Source organism: Helicobacter bilis ATCC 51630, assembly GCF_000686565.1.
In the GTDB taxonomy this organism is placed as follows: Bacteria; Campylobacterota; Campylobacteria; order Campylobacterales; family Helicobacteraceae; genus Helicobacter_A; species Helicobacter_A bilis.
In genome coordinates, this window is the sequence record NZ_JMKW01000014.1 from 1 (window position 1) to 17,406 (window position 17,406).

The 17,406-nt window shown below is 35.3% G+C and carries 12 protein-coding genes; 11 read left to right on the forward strand and 1 reads right to left on the reverse strand.

Annotated elements, in window-relative coordinates; all coding sequences use genetic code 11:
- Positions 1-408 precede the first annotated feature (408 nt).
- The 10 genes from T368_RS0103735 to T368_RS0103780 all read left to right on the forward strand — a co-directional run bounded on the left by T368_RS0103735 (position 409) and on the right by T368_RS0103780 (position 13,286).
- Positions 409-1,251 carry a metal ABC transporter permease gene (locus T368_RS0103735; protein WP_004088449.1) on the forward strand — a complete coding sequence of 281 codons (843 nt, stop codon included), beginning with the start codon at positions 409-411 and terminating at the stop codon, positions 1,249-1,251.
- Between the two features lie 2 nt (positions 1,252-1,253).
- Entirely contained in the window at positions 1,254-1,499 is a 246-nt protein-coding gene (locus T368_RS0103740; RefSeq protein WP_004088451.1) for a hypothetical protein, read from the forward strand.
- Between the two features lie 155 nt (positions 1,500-1,654).
- The gene (locus tag T368_RS0103745; protein WP_004088452.1) at positions 1,655-3,607 is read left to right on the forward strand and encodes an acetate--CoA ligase family protein; all 1,953 of its coding nucleotides are present in this window, start codon (positions 1,655-1,657) and stop codon (positions 3,605-3,607) included.
- Between the two features lie 237 nt (positions 3,608-3,844).
- Complete coding sequence (gene rsmI, locus T368_RS0103750) at positions 3,845-4,699, forward strand: 16S rRNA (cytidine(1402)-2'-O)-methyltransferase (protein ID WP_004088454.1); 855 nt, start codon at positions 3,845-3,847, stop codon at positions 4,697-4,699.
- Between the two features lie 107 nt (positions 4,700-4,806).
- The gene (locus T368_RS0103755; protein ID WP_004088456.1) at positions 4,807-5,961 is read left to right on the forward strand and encodes a hypothetical protein; all 1,155 of its coding nucleotides are present in this window, start codon (positions 4,807-4,809) and stop codon (positions 5,959-5,961) included.
- 149 nt (positions 5,962-6,110) lie between these two features.
- Positions 6,111-7,100 (forward strand): UDP-3-O-(3-hydroxymyristoyl)glucosamine N-acyltransferase, encoded by a 990-nt coding sequence (gene lpxD, locus T368_RS0103760; protein WP_004088458.1) that lies wholly within the window; start codon positions 6,111-6,113, stop codon positions 7,098-7,100.
- A 238-nt stretch (positions 7,101-7,338) separates the two neighbouring features.
- Positions 7,339-9,660 (forward strand): metallophosphoesterase, encoded by a 2,322-nt coding sequence (locus T368_RS0103765; RefSeq protein ID WP_004088460.1) that lies wholly within the window; start codon positions 7,339-7,341, stop codon positions 9,658-9,660.
- A 21-nt stretch (positions 9,661-9,681) separates the two neighbouring features.
- On the forward strand, positions 9,682-11,136 hold the full coding sequence (locus tag T368_RS0103770) for a chorismate-binding protein (RefSeq protein ID WP_004088462.1): 1,455 nt from the start codon (positions 9,682-9,684) through the stop codon (positions 11,134-11,136).
- Positions 11,137-11,286: 150 nt separating this feature from the next.
- On the forward strand, positions 11,287-12,621 hold the full coding sequence (gene miaB, locus T368_RS0103775; RefSeq protein WP_004088464.1) for a tRNA (N6-isopentenyl adenosine(37)-C2)-methylthiotransferase MiaB: 1,335 nt from the start codon (positions 11,287-11,289) through the stop codon (positions 12,619-12,621).
- An 8-nt stretch (positions 12,622-12,629) separates the two neighbouring features.
- The gene (locus T368_RS0103780; RefSeq protein WP_004088466.1) at positions 12,630-13,286 is read left to right on the forward strand and encodes a lysophospholipid acyltransferase family protein; all 657 of its coding nucleotides are present in this window, start codon (positions 12,630-12,632) and stop codon (positions 13,284-13,286) included.
- Between the two features lie 159 nt (positions 13,287-13,445).
- Here the strand turns inward: T368_RS0103780 and T368_RS0103785 are convergent, their stop codons facing one another.
- Entirely contained in the window at positions 13,446-14,123 is a 678-nt protein-coding gene (locus T368_RS0103785; protein WP_004088467.1) for a suppressor of fused domain protein, read from the reverse strand.
- 299 nt (positions 14,124-14,422) lie between these two features.
- Here T368_RS0103785 and T368_RS0103790 point away from each other — a divergent pair, with 299 nt between their 5' ends.
- Positions 14,423-17,119, forward strand: a complete 2,697-nt coding sequence (locus tag T368_RS0103790) for an ATP-dependent Clp protease ATP-binding subunit (protein WP_004088469.1) — start codon at positions 14,423-14,425, stop codon at positions 17,117-17,119.
- Positions 17,120-17,406 lie beyond the last annotated feature (287 nt).

The following is a 17,406-nucleotide window of genomic DNA, read 5'->3' on the forward strand; positions in this document are numbered from 1 at the left end:
ACTTGAAAAGCCATCTTATGCTCCTTAAATGTTAGATGTCTTTAGGTCTTTCTTGTCTTGTTGCAAACTAAATCGGCATTTTTTATTCTTTTGTTGAGTGTTTTTTAAAAATTGCATGTTTGACTTACGCATAATCCAGGATTTAGCCCATCAATAGCGAGTTTTATGGCATATAAAAAAGCATTTACTTGTTTGGTTCAAAATAATGCAGTTATGTTTTTAAAAGTGTGTTGATGAGTTTTATCCTTTCATGCTTGGACTTTAAACATTTGCTTAAGAAGTCTTCTGTGGGGGGGGGGGGGTAAGTGTATAAGTCATTGTAGCCTCTAGATTCTAAAATAAATCTTTGCGGATAAAAATTCGCTTTAAAAGATTATAATACGCACATCTTACAAAATATAGGACATTATGCTAACAACTTTAGAATCTTTTCTGCAAGCCATTATGCAATATAGCTTTTTGCAAAATGCCTTACTTGCTATTGTGCTTATTAGCGTAATTGCTGGGATAATTGGCTCTTTGCTTGTGTCAAATCGCATTGTATTTGTTGGTGGCGGTGTTGCCCATTGTGCGTATGGTGGGATTGGCATTGCGTTATTTTTCGGCTTTTCTGTATTGCTTGGGGCAAGTATCAGTGCGATTATTGTGGCATTTAGCCTTGCGTTTGTGCAGAAGAAATGGGATACACATATTGATACTTTTAATGCGATATTGTGGGCGCTTGGCATGTCTGTGGGCGTGGTGTTTATGAATCTTAGTCCAAACGCAAATGCCGATATGGAATCTTATCTCTTTGGCTCACTTATTAGTGTGGATATGGAATCTTTGCTGCTTATGGGCGTGTTTGATGTGATTTTGCTGCTTTTTGTTGGTATGTATTATAAAGAGATTCTAAGCGTGAGTTATGATTCTGTGTTTTGCCAGTTGCGTGGGCTTCATACAAATATCTTTACACAAAGCATTTTTGTATTTATTGCCATTGGGATCATTCTTAGTATGCAAATATCGGGTTTAATCCTTGTATTAGCCATGCTTTCTATCCCTGCGTATATGGGAAATATTTTTGCAAAAACGCTCAAAACTCAAATGTTTTTTGCTGGAATCTTTGCGTTATTGTTTATGGTTATTGGCTTATTTCTTGCTTATGCTTATAATGTTATGCCCGGTGCGGCTATCACTTTTGTTGGCACGATTTGCATTATTTTGGTGCATTTATGTAGATGGTTTTTGGGATATTTACAAAAAGGATAGATATGGATTCTGATATAAAGGCATTGCTAGAGCAAGTAAAGAGTTTACAAAATGAGCTAGACGCACAGAAAAAGACTACAAAAAATGCATTGAAACTTAGCATAGGCGTTGGCATACTCTGCTTTTTCTTTGTTGCGCTAAATCTTAGCATACTCTTCACTATCGCAGGTGGTGTGGCAGGAAATGAACGCAAAGTGCAATCATTACAAACACAAATAGAGAAAATGCAAAATATTGGCGAAAAATAATTTTTGATATATCACATTCATATTTACAAGCTCTGTATAACAAATTGAGTAAAAAAGAAAAACAAAATCATAAATTACATAAGAATATCATATAACACTGCTGCTTTATGTTTATTCTGCATTACAATTAGCTTTATTCTACAAAAGGAGCAGATATGCAAAATCATACATTAAGCGAAAGTGAGCTTTATAGCTTTTTAGGTAAATATGGGATAAAAACACCAGCATGTAAAAGCGTGGGCTTGAGAGAAAAAATCACATTTGATGCTTTCCCAGCTGTTATAAAGATACAATCACCAAAGGTAGTGCATAAAAGCGATGTAGGTGGTGTGATGCTCAACCTTACAAGTAACGATGAGCTAGAGAAAGCAAGGGAACAAATCATTGCAAATCTTAAAAAGCACAATATTGAGCTTGATAGTAATGATGGCTTTATCATCACGCAAATGGTATTTGGCGAAGAGCTTTATATTGGAAGTGTGGAAGATTCTACCTTTGGGAATGTTATCTTATTTGGCAAGGGTGGGATCTATCTTGAGTTATATAAAGATGTGTGCTATATAGAATCTGATGCGAGAGAAGATGAGATTAAAAGGGCTTTAGCCACAACAAAAATAGCAAAGCTTTTTGATGGTTTTAGAGGCTTTGACTATAAGATTGAATGGGTGATTAATCTTGTTAAGAGTGTGCAAAAAATGTTGCAAGAAAATGAGATAAAAGAGCTTGATATAAATCCCTTAAAGCTTACAAAAGATGGCTTAGTTGCAGTCGATGCTAGAATCTTAAAAGGCAAACTAGAATATAGCGAAATACAAAGAGAGAAAAAGCGACCAGACTTCTTAAAGAATGATCGAGTAGTGATTGTTGGGGCTAGCACGGAAAAGGGCAAAACGGGCTACACGATAGCAAAAAACGCACAAAGTTTTAAAGGCGAATTGCTTTATGTTAATGCAAAAGGCGGGGAGCTTTTTGGTAAGAAATTATATAAAAGTGTGAGTGAGATTGAGGGCGATATTGATACCGCTGTGATTGTGATTGGTGCGAAATTTGTTATCCCTACAATCCATGAGTTAGTCAAAAAAGGGCTAAAAAATCTCATTATCATTACTGCAGGATTCAAAGAAAGCGGACATGATGCAGAAGAAGAAGAGATTGGCAGACTAGCGGCAACGCATAACTTTAATGTTATTGGTCCTAATTGTCTTGGATTCTATGCGAATGAAGAGAAGCTAAATATCACCTTTGGCACGGGCATGGTGCATGATGGAAGCCATGCGTTTGTATCACAGAGTGGTGCGGTTTTAGCAAGTCTCATGGATAGGGCAGCAGAGCTTGGACTTGGATTCTCACATTTAATTAGTGTTGGGAATGCGGTGGATTTAAGAAGTGCTGAAATCATTCCTATGCTAAATAATGCGAAAAGCTGTGAGAGCATTGCATTGTATTTAGAGGGTGTGGCACGCGGTAAATCCTTGTGTGAGAGCATTAGAAATTGCAACAAGCCAATATATCTTTTCAAAGCCGCAAAGTCTGAAGCCGCAAAAAAAGCCGCATTTTCACATACAGGCAATCTTAGTGGCAATTACGCTATGTTTAATGGAATCATGCAAAGCTTGGGTGTAAAAGTTGTGAATACTCTAGATTCACTACTTTTTGCACCATTATTTAAAGATGTGAAAAATATCGCAGTCATCACAAATGCTGGAGGTCCGGGAACCGTTTTAACAGATGCAATAGCTGCAAGAAAAAAGGAATTATATGAGCTTAATGATGCACAAAAAAGTGAGCTAGATTCTGTCCTGCCACCAATGTGGTCGCATAATAATCCAATCGATGTAATAGGCGATGCCCTGCCAGATAGATATGAGAGTGCCTTAAAGGTTGTAGATACTTTTCCAAATCTTGATTTAATCTATATGCTTATCACACCGCAGGATATGACTGATGCGTTAGGCACGGTTAAGATTCTAAAACAATATACATTTAAGCATAAAGTTGTGCCAATTCTACTTGGTGGCGAAAATGTAAAAGAAGCGAGGGAGTATTGCTTGAAAGAGGGAATCTTATACTTTACAAGTATTGCGCAAGCATGTGAATTTTTAGGATAGATTCTGTGCCGTATCATCTATTTTAACTTTAGGCGATATAGCTTTGTTGTCATTCTTTATAGAATCTTGTATGATTTTGCAAAAACACCAAATACAAGATTCTGAAATAGAATACATTGCAAAAAAGCCGCTATAAGTCTTACATTACATTACTACAAAAATAATCGCTAAATCTTAAAGTTTAATGATAATAATTAGAGTTTGCAAATTAAATATTTGTGTCTAAAAAGGATCATTATGCTATTTTTTGTGCCTACGCCAATAGGGAATCTACTTGATATATCATTACATACGCTTATGGTTTTTAATAAATGCAAAGTCATCTTATGTGAAGACACACGCGTAACAAAGAAATTACTCACTCTATTATTACGCAATGATTTTATACAGCAAAATTATCCAAATATAAATCCACAAGAAAAGCACTTCATAAGCTTTCATAGTCATAATCAAGATGAGTTTTTAAGGAATGCAAATAAAGATTTTTTCACACAAGATATTGCCTTTTGCACAGATGCAGGTATGCCAAATATTAGTGATCCGGGGCCATTACTACTTCGGTATGTGCGAGAGAATAATATAGAATATGAAGTGGTGCTTGGCGGGGGTGCATTTAGTCATGCGTTTGTGTGTAGTGGATTAGAGGGGGCATTCTACTTTGGTGGCTTTTTAGCCCATAAGCAACAAGAGCGACAAAAGCATTTAAAATCCTTACTTGAATATCATAACACAACGCATATAATCCTTTATGAAAGCCCCAAAAGACTTAGAGAATCCTTAAGCGATATAGCCTTATTTATGCCAGATTCTACACTTTTTGTATATAAAGAACTCACAAAGTTATATGAGAGAGAAATCATAGGTAGCCCACAAGAAATACTTGCTAAATTGCCAAATAATATTAAGGGGGAATACTGCATAATTATCCAAAAAGATTCTAAAAACTCTTTAAAAGATTCCAAAGAAAAGATTCTAAGGTTAGGTAAAGATGATATTTTAGCCCTTGATATACCACCAAAACAAAAAGCAAAACTACTCGCACAAGTGAGTGAAAAAAGCATAAAAGAATGGTATACAATATTAACACAATAGCAAACACAAGAGAAAAAGCAATGAAGTTTTGGCTTTTTATGATAAATTAAGTTGAATTTTTATACAATTTAAGATAGTATTCTACAATCTTGTAAAAAAGGAAAAGTATGTTGAAGTTTAAAGGTTTTAAAAGCGGTTTAAAAGGTAAAAATACTGATAGTCGCACTCTTGTAAATGGCGGTATGAAAGCTTTGGTGTGTGCTTTTACACTGAGTGGGTTATTAGCTTCGTCTGCGTATGCTGGTGGTAAAGCTGATGATTATATGAGAGTGTCTATCTCAAGCATGTTTGATCATGCCAATAAGTTTGAGTGTGAAGGTGGCGATAGGACTGCGATATGTAAGACTGACCGCTATGAGATTGGTAATACAAATGGCTTTGTATTGCGTGATTATAGATACACGCTTGATTATAAAGATTCACGCGTGATTGAGAGAGTAAGCGGAAAGATTGAAGTACCTAGTAATTATGACTTAAAGCCATTTGTGCCAAAGTCTTTTCAATGCTCTGATTTCACTCAAATCCACAATGATAAAAAGCAAGTGAATGAACAGCTTGTTTGCACGATAGATAGCGACTCATATAAACTCAATATTCGCTTGAGAGCAAAAGCTGATTCATCTCTATTTGCTAATGTAGATTCTATGTCTTTATTGCAAAAAAGCACAGCGTTTTGGGATAAAATGTTAAGAGAAGTAGCAAACACAAAAGATAAAAAGCAATTAGCTGAAAGAATGGATAGTTTTAAAGATATATTAAGCAGTATTGATGTGAATCTTTATGGTGTAGATATTGCTATCACAAAGCCACAATTACCACAGAAAATTTATGAGCATATTTTTGCTGATATGATTGATGATTCTAGTGAAGCTTCAGATTATGCAAATAAAAGATATAATCAACTCGCACATACACTTTATAACTCTGGTGTAGGTTATATATATGGCAATGCGATGGGCTATGTATGGGGCAATGACGCGATTGACGAACGCACAAAAGAAAGTCTCAACAAACTTTTTGTAACGCTAAGAGATTCTGCTATGCTTGATTCTAATATCAAAACCGTGTATATCACACTGACAAATCGCACAAATAAAGGCTTTAATCTAGGTCGTGCTTATGATAAAATTACACAAGATACAAATAGATTTTATAAATTAGATAAAGAACAAGCAGGGCAAACTCTCAATCTATTTAATGGCGATGTGTTTAATAGATATAGAATCGAAGTTGGAGCTGCTCGCTTTAAGCAACATAACTAAAAGTAGTTACCCATTACAAAGTAACCTATCTTTTGTAAATAGGGCATGGATTAAACGCCATGCTTCAGTGATCTTTATTAAACTTTTATAGATATTTAAAACTAAGCATAATCTCCACATGGCAATATAGACATAATTAAGGGAATCTTATGAAACTAAGTAAAGCAATTAACAAGACTTTTGGTAGCAATGCGGTATTGAAAAATGAAATTACAAATGATTTTATACTAGAAGGGTTAGCCCCATTAGAATCTGCTACTAAAAATCAAGTAAGTTATATACAACAAGACCAATACATTCAGGGCTTACAAGATTCTAAGGCTGGAGCGGTGTTAATTAGAGAATCCATAAAAGACAAAGTGCCAAACCATATACAGCCTCTTATCGTTGATAACCCACATTTAGCATTTGCCCTGCTTTCACAGCTTTTTGCAAAAGGCGATTTTATAGCAAGACCACATGCAGATTCTAAAATCGACACAAGTGCATCTATCGCAGCAAATGTCGTGCTAGGTAAAAATGTAACTATCGGGGCAAATACCATGATTATGCCCGGCGTTGTGATCGCTGATAATGTGAGTATTGGGGCAAATTGCAAGATTTATCCAAATGTTGTGATTTATCGTGAAAGTGTGATAGGTGATAGAGTGCTTATCCATGCTAATAGTGTCATTGGTAGCGATGGCTTTGGATACGCGCAAAATGCACTTGGCGAACACACAAAGATTGAGCATAATGGACGCACAATTATTGAAGATGATGTAGAAATCGGTGCAAATAATGTAATAGATCGAGCTGTTTTTGGTGAAACTCGCGTTAAAAAAGGCAGTAAAGTCGGACATAGTTGCGTTATCGCACATAACTCTATTGTAGGAGAACATTCATTGCTTGTAGCACAAGTTGGTTTGGCAGGATCTACTACAACAGGACGAAATGTTGTGCTAGGCGGGCAAGTTGGCACAGGCGGACATGTGCATATCGGGGACTTCGTGCAAGTTGCAGGCAGAGGAGCGGTATCCAAAAACTTACCACCCAAAAGCAAATGGGGCGGTCATCCTATCATGCAGCTTGATGAATGGATGAAGTTTTATGTAAGTCTTAGACGCATGTTAAAAGAGAATAATAAGACTGAAAAGTAACGCTAATTCCATATCCTTGCAGTTTAACATGAGATTGATTTGAACTTCGACTAGACAGACATTTTGTATATTCTATATTCTCTGTTGCTTGGGCGGGTGTAGAATATATAAATATGGATTTCTCACATTTATGAGCAAGATAAGACACTTGATATAAGAATTCAGAATCTCCCCTTAAAAATTCGTTATAATTGCTTATTATTTTTTGTTTCATGGTAAAGAAAAAAGGATATGAGATATGCGGTATTTACTTGTAACACGCGGTATGCCTTTATGTGGGAAGACCACATGGATACAGCAATATAATTTAGAATCTTATGTATTGAATCCAAAGCATTTTCAGCAACTCTTACACGCACCTATGCTTGATGATTCTGGTAAATTTACACAGCCAAAGCAAAATGATAAGCTTGCATATCAAATGCTTTTTACAGCCTTGCAGTCAAGAATGGAGCGTGGTGAGTTTATCATTATAGAAGATTTACATATTTTAAAATCATACTGGAGTAACTACAAAGAAATGGCAAAACATTATGCATATGAAGTGCTTATAGTAGATTTTAGCCATATACCTTTTGAGATGATTTGTGAGAGAAACAGCACACAAAAAGACCCTTATACAAAAGAAGAGTTACAAACTCTCTATAACACCATGAATAATGAAGAGATTCCCATTAAATGTAAGATTATAGCCCCAGATGAGATTAAGACAATGCTAGATACAGACCCTTACAATCTCAATGGCTACAAGATAGTCCATCACATAGGCGATATACATGGCTCATATCATGTATTGAAGCAATATCTAAAAGATATGAAAAATGATGAGTTTTATATCTTTCTTGGGGATTATATTGACAGGGGATTCCAAAATTATGAAGTGCTAGAGTTTTTAATGCAGATTATGGATAGAAAAAATGTGTGTTTGCTTGAGGGTAATCATGAGAAATGGCTATGGGAGTGGGCAAATAATAGGGAGGTTGAGTCAAAAGAGTTTCGCTTCAGCACGCAGATAGAGTTAGAGCAAAAAGGTTTAGATAAAAATGATGCAAAAAGATTGTATCTCAAATTAAAGCCCTATCTTTTCTACAAATTCCATGATAAAAGGGTGATTTGCACACATGGTGGAATCTCAAATATGCCAAAGCGTTTAGTCCTGCTAAGTGCCGCACAAAGCATACATGGCGTAGGCTCATATCTTAATGCAAGTGGCATTTCACAAGCATTTGCATACAATGTGCCAGAGAATTTCTACCAAGTATTTGGACATCGTAATAAAACAGGGCTGCCTATACAGCTAAATGATAAAAACTTTATTCTAGAATCTCAAGTTGAGTTTGGGGGCTATTTACGCATATTGCAGTTAAACCAGCATGGCTTCACAGATAAAAGCTTGAAAAATACCATTTTTATCCCAAAAGAAGAGAAAGAAGCACAAAGAAAGCTACAAAAATTTTTCGATCATCTTTTACATAACAAGCGATTTATATTGAAAGAAAACAGGGATTTTATCGGTGTGGAATATCCCTCAATCAAGCGACCAAAGGATTTAGTCGAGCTTATACACGCATTTTATCCTTGCATTATTGATACAAAAAAGTGGCAGTTTGTAGCAAGGGGATCTCATCTAAGCCAAGATAAAAACCCTTATTTTCAAGCAAATAAAGAGAGTGTCTTAGAGCATGTAAGATTTCCTTTACATATCACACAAAAGCTTTTTAGTAAGCAGTTTATCATCTCTTTTTACAACAATAATTTTTATATGTTTAAAGATTCTATAATACAGAATAAATTGCCAAAATTCTTACGAGATAAAGATAAACAAAAAAAGCTTATAGACTATTTTAGGAATAAATCACATTCCATGCTTTTTGCCCAAACAAATAGAAATGAGATTTATCTGCTTAATATATTCCCAAATCTCACTCAAGCGACAGCCCTGCCACAAAGCGAGAGAGAAAAAATCGCAGAAATACTTCATATAAAATCGCAAAAACTTCTCTTTACAATCAATGATAAAGAAGAATTTAAAACCTTTATAAAAGCGATCAATAGCTTTAATATGCGTATCGCTTCAAGCAAAACACTTCAAGTAAATAAAATAGATTCTAATGCAATTGATAAAAATAATGATTCTACAAATACAGCACAAGATAGCACAAACACTACTTCAATAAACACAGAATCTGGCTTTTTAGAATCCATGCCTTTAGAGCTACATATCTTAGAATCTAATGCTTTAAACATACGCCCTAATATATCTTTTAGTGGCTTTTATGCGGTTGATACTGAAGGTAATTATTTTACAATACAGACTTTATATAAGCATGAAATGCAGGTTTGCTTGGAGCTTGTTAAAGTGTGGCGTATGCGTGATGAGATTGCCCCTTTATCATGGGTGAATAGCCCATTTCGCCTTGCTTTTATGCGATGGTTTAGTGCCTTTGCTACGCAAAATGATTGGAAAAATATGCCAATATCATGGATACAAAATGCGTTTATACACGATTTAGTTAGCAATGAAAATGCTACACAGATTCTATATGATTTTACGATTTAATAGCTTTAAATAGGTAGATTTATGTTTGTTTTTGGAGATTATATCTACACAGATTCTAAACGCATTTTCCAAGCTTTTAGCTATGATGAGGTTATGGCATGTTTGCGTATCATGCAAAATCATACAAAAAGAAAAAAGAAGGGCTATTTTGTTGGCTATTTAACCTATGAATGCGGATTGCTTTTACAAGATTCCTATTATGGTATGCAAGATGGTAAAAATCTAGATTCTAAACAACTTGAGCGAAGTGCGGAATTCAAGGTACAAACAATAGAGAATCTAGATTCTAAAACTTGTCATACTGAGACTTTAGTCGAAGTATCTAAAGTTTTAGAATCTAAAAAAGATTTTTCAACTTTTACAGCAACTCACACTTGCAAGAATGTAGATTCTAAAAAATCCGCACCCCAATGCCCTGCACCCACCCAAGTAAAAGGAAATACAGAATCTAACCCCAGCACAATTAAAACAAACAACATAAAAGAACCACTTCTCTACTTTGAGCTTTTTCTAAAACGAAAGAAATTTAAACCAATCCAAAAAAAATATCAAAAAAATAAACTTTTTAAGATAGTAAAACCCCTTGATAAAGAGCGTTATATTCTCGACTTTTCACGCATTAAAGAAAATATAGAACAAGGGCATACTTATCAGGTAAATTACACACAAGAAATCCTATTAGAACCCATGCTAAAGAAAGATTCTTTTACTTACTTTAAGATTCTATCCAGTCGGCAAAACACAGCCTATAAAGCCTATATTACAAATAAACATGTAGAGATTTTATCCCTATCCCCAGAACTCTTTTTTCATTATAAAAATCACACTATCACAACACAACCTATGAAAGGCACAATAAAGCGTGCATTTATAGAGAAAAACAAAATAAAAAACGAAGTAAAGCCAAATCTAAAACTCTACAAACAATATAAAAAGATTCCAAAAATAAAGGGCATTGATAGGGTAAGGGATTTTTCTAACCTTAAAACACTGCATTATGATTCTAAAAATCGCAGCGAAAATGTGATGATTGTAGATCTATTGCGAAACGATTTAAGTCGCATAGGACTGCAAGGAAGTGTGCGTGTCAAAGAACTATTTGCTATCCGCACCTATCCTACGCTACATCAAATGGTATCAACAATACAAGCAAAACTGCCAAAACACTATGGAATCATTGAGGTTTTAAAAGCACTATTTCCATGCGGGTCTATCACAGGTGCGCCAAAATACAAAACTACGCATATAATCAGCGAGTTAGAACAGCGAAAAAGGGGGGTGTATTGCGGTGCTATTGGTGTGATTAGCAAAAAAGAGTGCATTATGAGTGTGCCTATCCGCACACTTTATAAGCCCAAGCAAGAAGCATATTATCACTATGGTGTCGGCAGTGGAGTTGTATGGGAATCTTTGGCAGAAGAAGAGTTTAGTGAATTGCAGTTAAAATGTAAGTTTTTGAGCGACATTAATTTTTAATCATTAGATTCTAAAACATAAAATCTACTTCATGTTTAAAATCACAAACAAAACTCCCATTAAGCTTTTAATAACACAAAGATTCTATAATTCTCTCGAACTTTATAAACAATTCATATAAATCTAACATAACCATAAGGAAATAATCTCATGCAGACAAAGACTAGCAATCCAAAGCTTTATATAGAAACATTGGGCTGTGCGATGAATGTGCGTGATAGTGAGCATATTATTGCAGAATTGCAAGATAAAGAGGGGTATAGCTTGACTGCGAATATGCAAGAAGCAGATCTCATACTCATTAATACTTGCTCTGTTAGAGAGAAGCCAGAACAAAAGCTATTTAGTGAAATAGGACAATTTGCAAAGCATAAAAAAGATGGGGCAAAGATTGGCATATGCGGCTGCACGGCAAGTGCTATGGGGCATGAGATTATCAAAAAATCGCCGCATGTAGATTTTGTTTTGGGGGCTAGAAATATCTCTAAAATCACAAGCATTATACATAAACCAAAAGCAGTAGAGATTGATACAAGCTATGATGATAGCACTTATGTTTTTTCAGATTCTAAGCAGAGTGGATTTAAGGCATTGCTAAATATCTCCATCGGTTGTGATAAAAAATGTGCGTATTGCATTGTGCCTTTTACGCGTGGTAAAGAGATCTCTATCCCTTTTGATTTGCTTTATAAAGAAGCAGACAAGCTAGTTAAAAATGGTGTCAAAGAGATTCTATTATTAGGGCAGAATGTAAATAATTATGGTGTAAGGTTTAGCGCACCGCATGAAAAGATTGATTTCACTACGCTTTTAAGGGAGCTAAGCAAGATAGATGGCTTAGAGCGTATCCGCTTTACAAGTCCGCATCCTTTGCATATGAATGATTCTTTTTTAGACGAGTTTGCCTCTAATCCAAAGATTTGTAAAAGCATACATATCCCCCTGCAAAGCGGCTCAAATAAGATTCTAAAATCAATGAAGCGTGGCTATACGCAGGAATGGTATCTAGACCGCATTGCATACTTAAAAAAGCAAAGTCCAAATGTAGGCATTAGCACGGATATTATCGTGGGCTTTCCGGGTGAAAATGATGATGATTTTAAAGAGACAATGAGCGTTTTAGAATCTGTGCGTTTTGATACAATGTATAGCTTTATTTACTCACCGCGCCCAAATACTCTGTCGCATTCATGGGGAGATAAGGATAGTGTGCCAAAGGAAGTAGCAAAAGAGAGATTAGCGATATTGCAGCAAAGACACAGAGAGATTTTACAAGAAAATAGCCAAAAAGAGCTAGGAAAGATTCGTAAAGTGCTAATAGATTCTAATAAAAAATCACTGAGTGAGACTTTTAGTGAAGGCAGAAGCGATACAAATAGATTGATTAGAATCGAGAATGAATTCATCGATATGGGTGCTATTGTGGATATAGAGATTATAAAAGTTGTAGGTAGCACGCTTTTTGGTAAAAGCATAGAAAAGTGAGTATTTGAATGTCTTTTTTTGATAGATTCCTTACGCGAGAGCGGCAGCAGAAGCTAAAACGCAGATACATACATAAAGTTATGCTATTTATATCAAAAACTATCAATATAACATGCCGTAAAAGATTTCATATCACTGATTATGTCAAGGATAATAATTTCATTGCGTGCTTATGGCATGGCAATTTCTTAATGATGCCCTATCTTTACGCAAAGGCTAGAGAGATTCCAAATATGTGTTTAATCACTGCCGCACATAATGATGGGGCGATGGTGGAGCAGTATTTTGAGCAGTTTGGATTAGAATCTATCCGTGGCAGCACAGGCACACATAAAGGTGGCACAAAGGCTTTGATACAAGCAGTTAGAGCTTTAAAAGAAGGCAAAGATGTAGCCGTTACCCCAGATGGTCCAAAAGGTCCATATAAAAGCATTGCAAATGGGATCTTACTCATGGCTATGAGAAGTGGTGTTGGAATCTGTGGTTGTAGAGTAAAACCTAGTGCATATTGGGAGCTAAAGACATGGGATAAATTCTGCATTCCAAAGCCTTTTAGCCGCATTGACTATTATATACATAAGCCTTTATTTTTACCACAAGATATAGAGATTGATGAAGCAAAAAAGATATTGCAAGAGTATATGAATGAAGTGGATGCTCTATGATAATGCAAGTTTTCAAATTGTTTTGCAGTGCGGCAATAAGATTCTATAAAAAAACCTAGTTTTTAGCCATAGATAAAAATCACTTTTAGAATTTAGTTAATCATTTTTATGATCTGTAAGCCGCAATCCCATTCTCCATAACAAATGGATTGCATAACATCACACATAACTTTTTTGTCTATTCATATCAGTGGCAAGGTATGGATTATCATCTTGCATTTTGTAGATTAACTCTTGTATGCTTTTTTTGTTATCATCTGCATTATCATATTGCATAATCCATTCTAACTCTTTTTGTGTAATGCCTACGAGTTGTAGAAACTGGAGTTTGCCATGCTCTGTTGTAACGCCTTGTATCTCTGTATCATGCGTTACAATCATAGCTGTAATTAAGGACTTATCATCGCGGCTAAGGGACTTGCCATCACCTGCGATAAATTGCAAATTCTCTAAATAGCTTTCTTGCGTGTTCGTAAAAAACGCAAGATTTGCAAGTGTATTTAGCACCCATAGGCACTCTTCAGGCTTATTTGCTACAAGCTTAAAAGTCATCTCATAGCCCCAGCCACTCCATTCACCACCAAAAGATTCTTCATTTGCGTATAACTCACTCATACCATAGGTAACAATATGCTGATATTCATTCATAGAAGTGTAAATGCTGTAACCATCAAGGTATTGATCGCCACCAAGATTCGCACGGGAGGCAAGATTTGTAGCATAATGACGCGGTTTTTGGTTGCCATAAATTGTGCTAAAACAAGATTCAATAGCTTCCCAACCGGGTGAATAATCTGGATTTTTTTCTATTTTCTGTTTATATTCTTCTAAAGTCATGGCAAGTCCCCTAAACTCAAAGTGATTTATAACTACAATCATATAATATTTAAGCTGAAATTTTGTTGATTTTTATTTACTCATGTATTTTTCATACACCAGATTCTATGCGTTTTGAATAGTATAGAAACAAAGTATCTTTTTAAAAGGTTTAGTAGTATATATTTATATAACTTTATATCAATTAGCTAAAGTTTTATTATATAAATACTATAAAATTTTAAAAAAATTAGCACTTGTTTATAAATATTGCTAAATTTATGCTATGATTTCAGCACATTTTATATAAGGAGTTTCTTATGAGTATTTTTGATAAATTGACAAACCAAATGAGAGAGATATTAAACAATGCGGCTCAATTTGCCATTACGCATAAAAATAATGAAACACAGCCCATTCACACATTGCTTGCTATGCTTGCAGATTCTAATATGCTTTTATATCAAGCATTGCAAAAAAATAATGAAAATATTAATGCCTTAATACAGAATCTCACACTTGAGATTGATAAATTGCCTAAAGTTAGCAATGCAAATACGCAAAATATGTCGCTTAGTAAATCACTGCGAGAAGCCTTGCAAAATGCCCTAAGCTTTGCTACAACACAAGGTGATAGCTTCATCGGTGTGGATAGCTTTGTGAGAGCAAATCTTGATTCACATTTCAAAGATTTGCTAAAAAATATTGATAAATTAGAATTAATCAATACGCTAAAAAATATGCGAAAAGGTATGAAAATAGATTCTCAAAGTAGTGATGACACTCTTGAAACGCTAGATAAATATGGCATAAATCTTAGCAAACTTGCCGCACAAAATAAGCTAAATCCAGTTATTGGCAGGAATGAAGAGATTGAGCGAATGATGCAAATCTTAATTAGAAAAACAAAAAATAATCCTATTTTGCTAGGAGAACCGGGTGTTGGCAAAACCGCAGTTGTAGAGGGACTAGCCATAAAAATAGCAAAAAAAGAAGTGCCACTATCCTTGCAAAATAAGCAGGTTATAGCCCTTGATATGACTGCATTAATGGCGGGGGCAAAGTATCGTGGCGATTTTGAAGAGAGATTGAAAGCGGTTGTTGATGAAGTAAAAAATAATGATGAGATTATATTATTCATAGATGAGATTCACACTATTGTTGGGGCAGGTGCGAGTGAAGGTGGCATGGATGCAGCAAATATTTTAAAACCCGCATTAGCAAGGGGAGAGCTAAGAACAATCGGGGCTACAACGCTAAAAGAATATAGAAAATATTTTGAAAAAGATGCAGCCCTTGCAAGGAGATTCCAACCTGTAAATATTAATGAACCAAGTCAAAATGAAGCCTTGCAAATCATGCGTGGCATTAAAGAAAGCCTAGAGGCACACCATAATGTAAGCATTACCGATGGGGCATTAGTGGAGAGCGTGAAGCTATCAAGTCGCTATATCACAAATCGCTATTTGCCTGACAAAGCTATCGATTTAATCGATGAGGCAGCAGCAGAACTCAAAATGCAAATAGAATCTGAACCAAAAGCCATTGCAAAAGCAAAAAGGGATATTGAAGCATTAGAAGTTGAAAAGGTTGCCCTAAACCTTGACAAAAACGAACAGCACAATACGCGTTTGCAAGAGATAGAAAAAGAACTCATAGATTCTAAAGAAAAGCTAAGTGGATTGCAAAGTGCCTTTGAAAATGAAAAGGCGATATTTAGCGATATTGCAAAAGTGAAAAATGATATAGAATCTTTGCGTAGAGAAAGCGAGATAGCACGCCGAAGTGGCGACTATGCAAGGGCTGGAGAGATAGAGCATGGAAAGATTCCAAACGCACAAGCTGAATTAAAGAATCTTGAAGCAAAATGGCAGGATCTACAAAAGAGTGGATCACTCCTAAAACATGCTGTAACAAAAGAGAGTATCGCAGAGATTGTATCGCGTTGGACTCAGATCCCAGTAGGTAAAATGTTAGAATCTGAAAAGCATAGAATCTTGCATATTGAAGAGAATTTAAAAGCAAGTGTGATAGGGCAAGACAGGGCTATTGAAAGCATTGCCCGTGCGATTAAACGCAATAAAGCAGGGCTAAATGATGCAAATCGCCCTATTGCTAGTTTCTTATTTTTAGGGTCTAGTGGTGTTGGTAAAACACAGAGTGCAAAGGCGTTAGCAAAGTTTTTGTTTGATAGTGAAAAAGAACTTGTGCGGCTTGATATGAGTGAGTATATGCAAGAGATTGATGCGACAAAATTGACTGGAGCAGCCCCGGGCTATGTAGGCTATGAAGAGGGCGGAATCTTGACTGAAGCCATTAAAAGAAAGCCTTATAGTGTCGTGCTTTTTGATGAGGTGGAAAAGGCGCATCCAAAAGTCTTTAATGTGCTTTTACAAGTGCTAGATGATGGAAGATTGAGTGATAATAAAGGCGTTGTTGTGGATTTTAAAAACACAATTATTATCCTAACGAGTAATATAGGCAGTGAACTTATTTGCGAAGATTCTAAAGAAGTGGCAATGAAAAGAGATGATATTGCGGCTTTACAAAAAGCAATAAAAGAGGGCAATATAGAATCTAGAGAGAAATTAGAGAGAGAAAAAGAGATTCTAAACAGCTTAGTAGAAGCACAAAGGGCTTCTCAAATGGAGAAAATCGAGCAAGAGTTAAAGAAATTTTTTAGACCAGAATTTCTAAATCGACTTGATGATAAGATTATTTTCAATGCTTTAAGTAAAGATGATATTAGAAATATTATTGATATTTTAACACAGCAGGTAGCCCTAAAACTTAAGGATAGAAATATCACGCTTGTTTTAACAGATTCTATGAAAGATTATCTAGCAGATTCTGGCTTTGATCCTGTATTTGGTGCAAGACCGCTAAAAAGGGCAGTGCAAAGAGAGATTGAAGACAGACTTGCAGATTTAATCCTTAATGAAGAGTTAAGCGAACAAAGCAAGGTGATATTTGACATTGTGGAGAATAGCGTAAAAACGCAGGTGGTATCAATGTAGTGTAAAAAATCTTTGGTATGCCCTACCCTTTGGGGTGAGCTTACTGCAAAAACTATTCATACATTAAAAGAGAATCTTATTTTTTCTTATCATAGCAATAATAATTGTATTATAACAAGTAAATTAACACGACATGAAAATAAACATGTTGTTTTGTAATAGCTAATCATATATTTACATGTATGCCCATAGCTATAAACAATTTTGCAAAACATATAAGTAGTGTTTGCGGATTAAGCAGCGTTTTATTTTATGTTTTAACAATAAATTGCTATCATTCTACACGA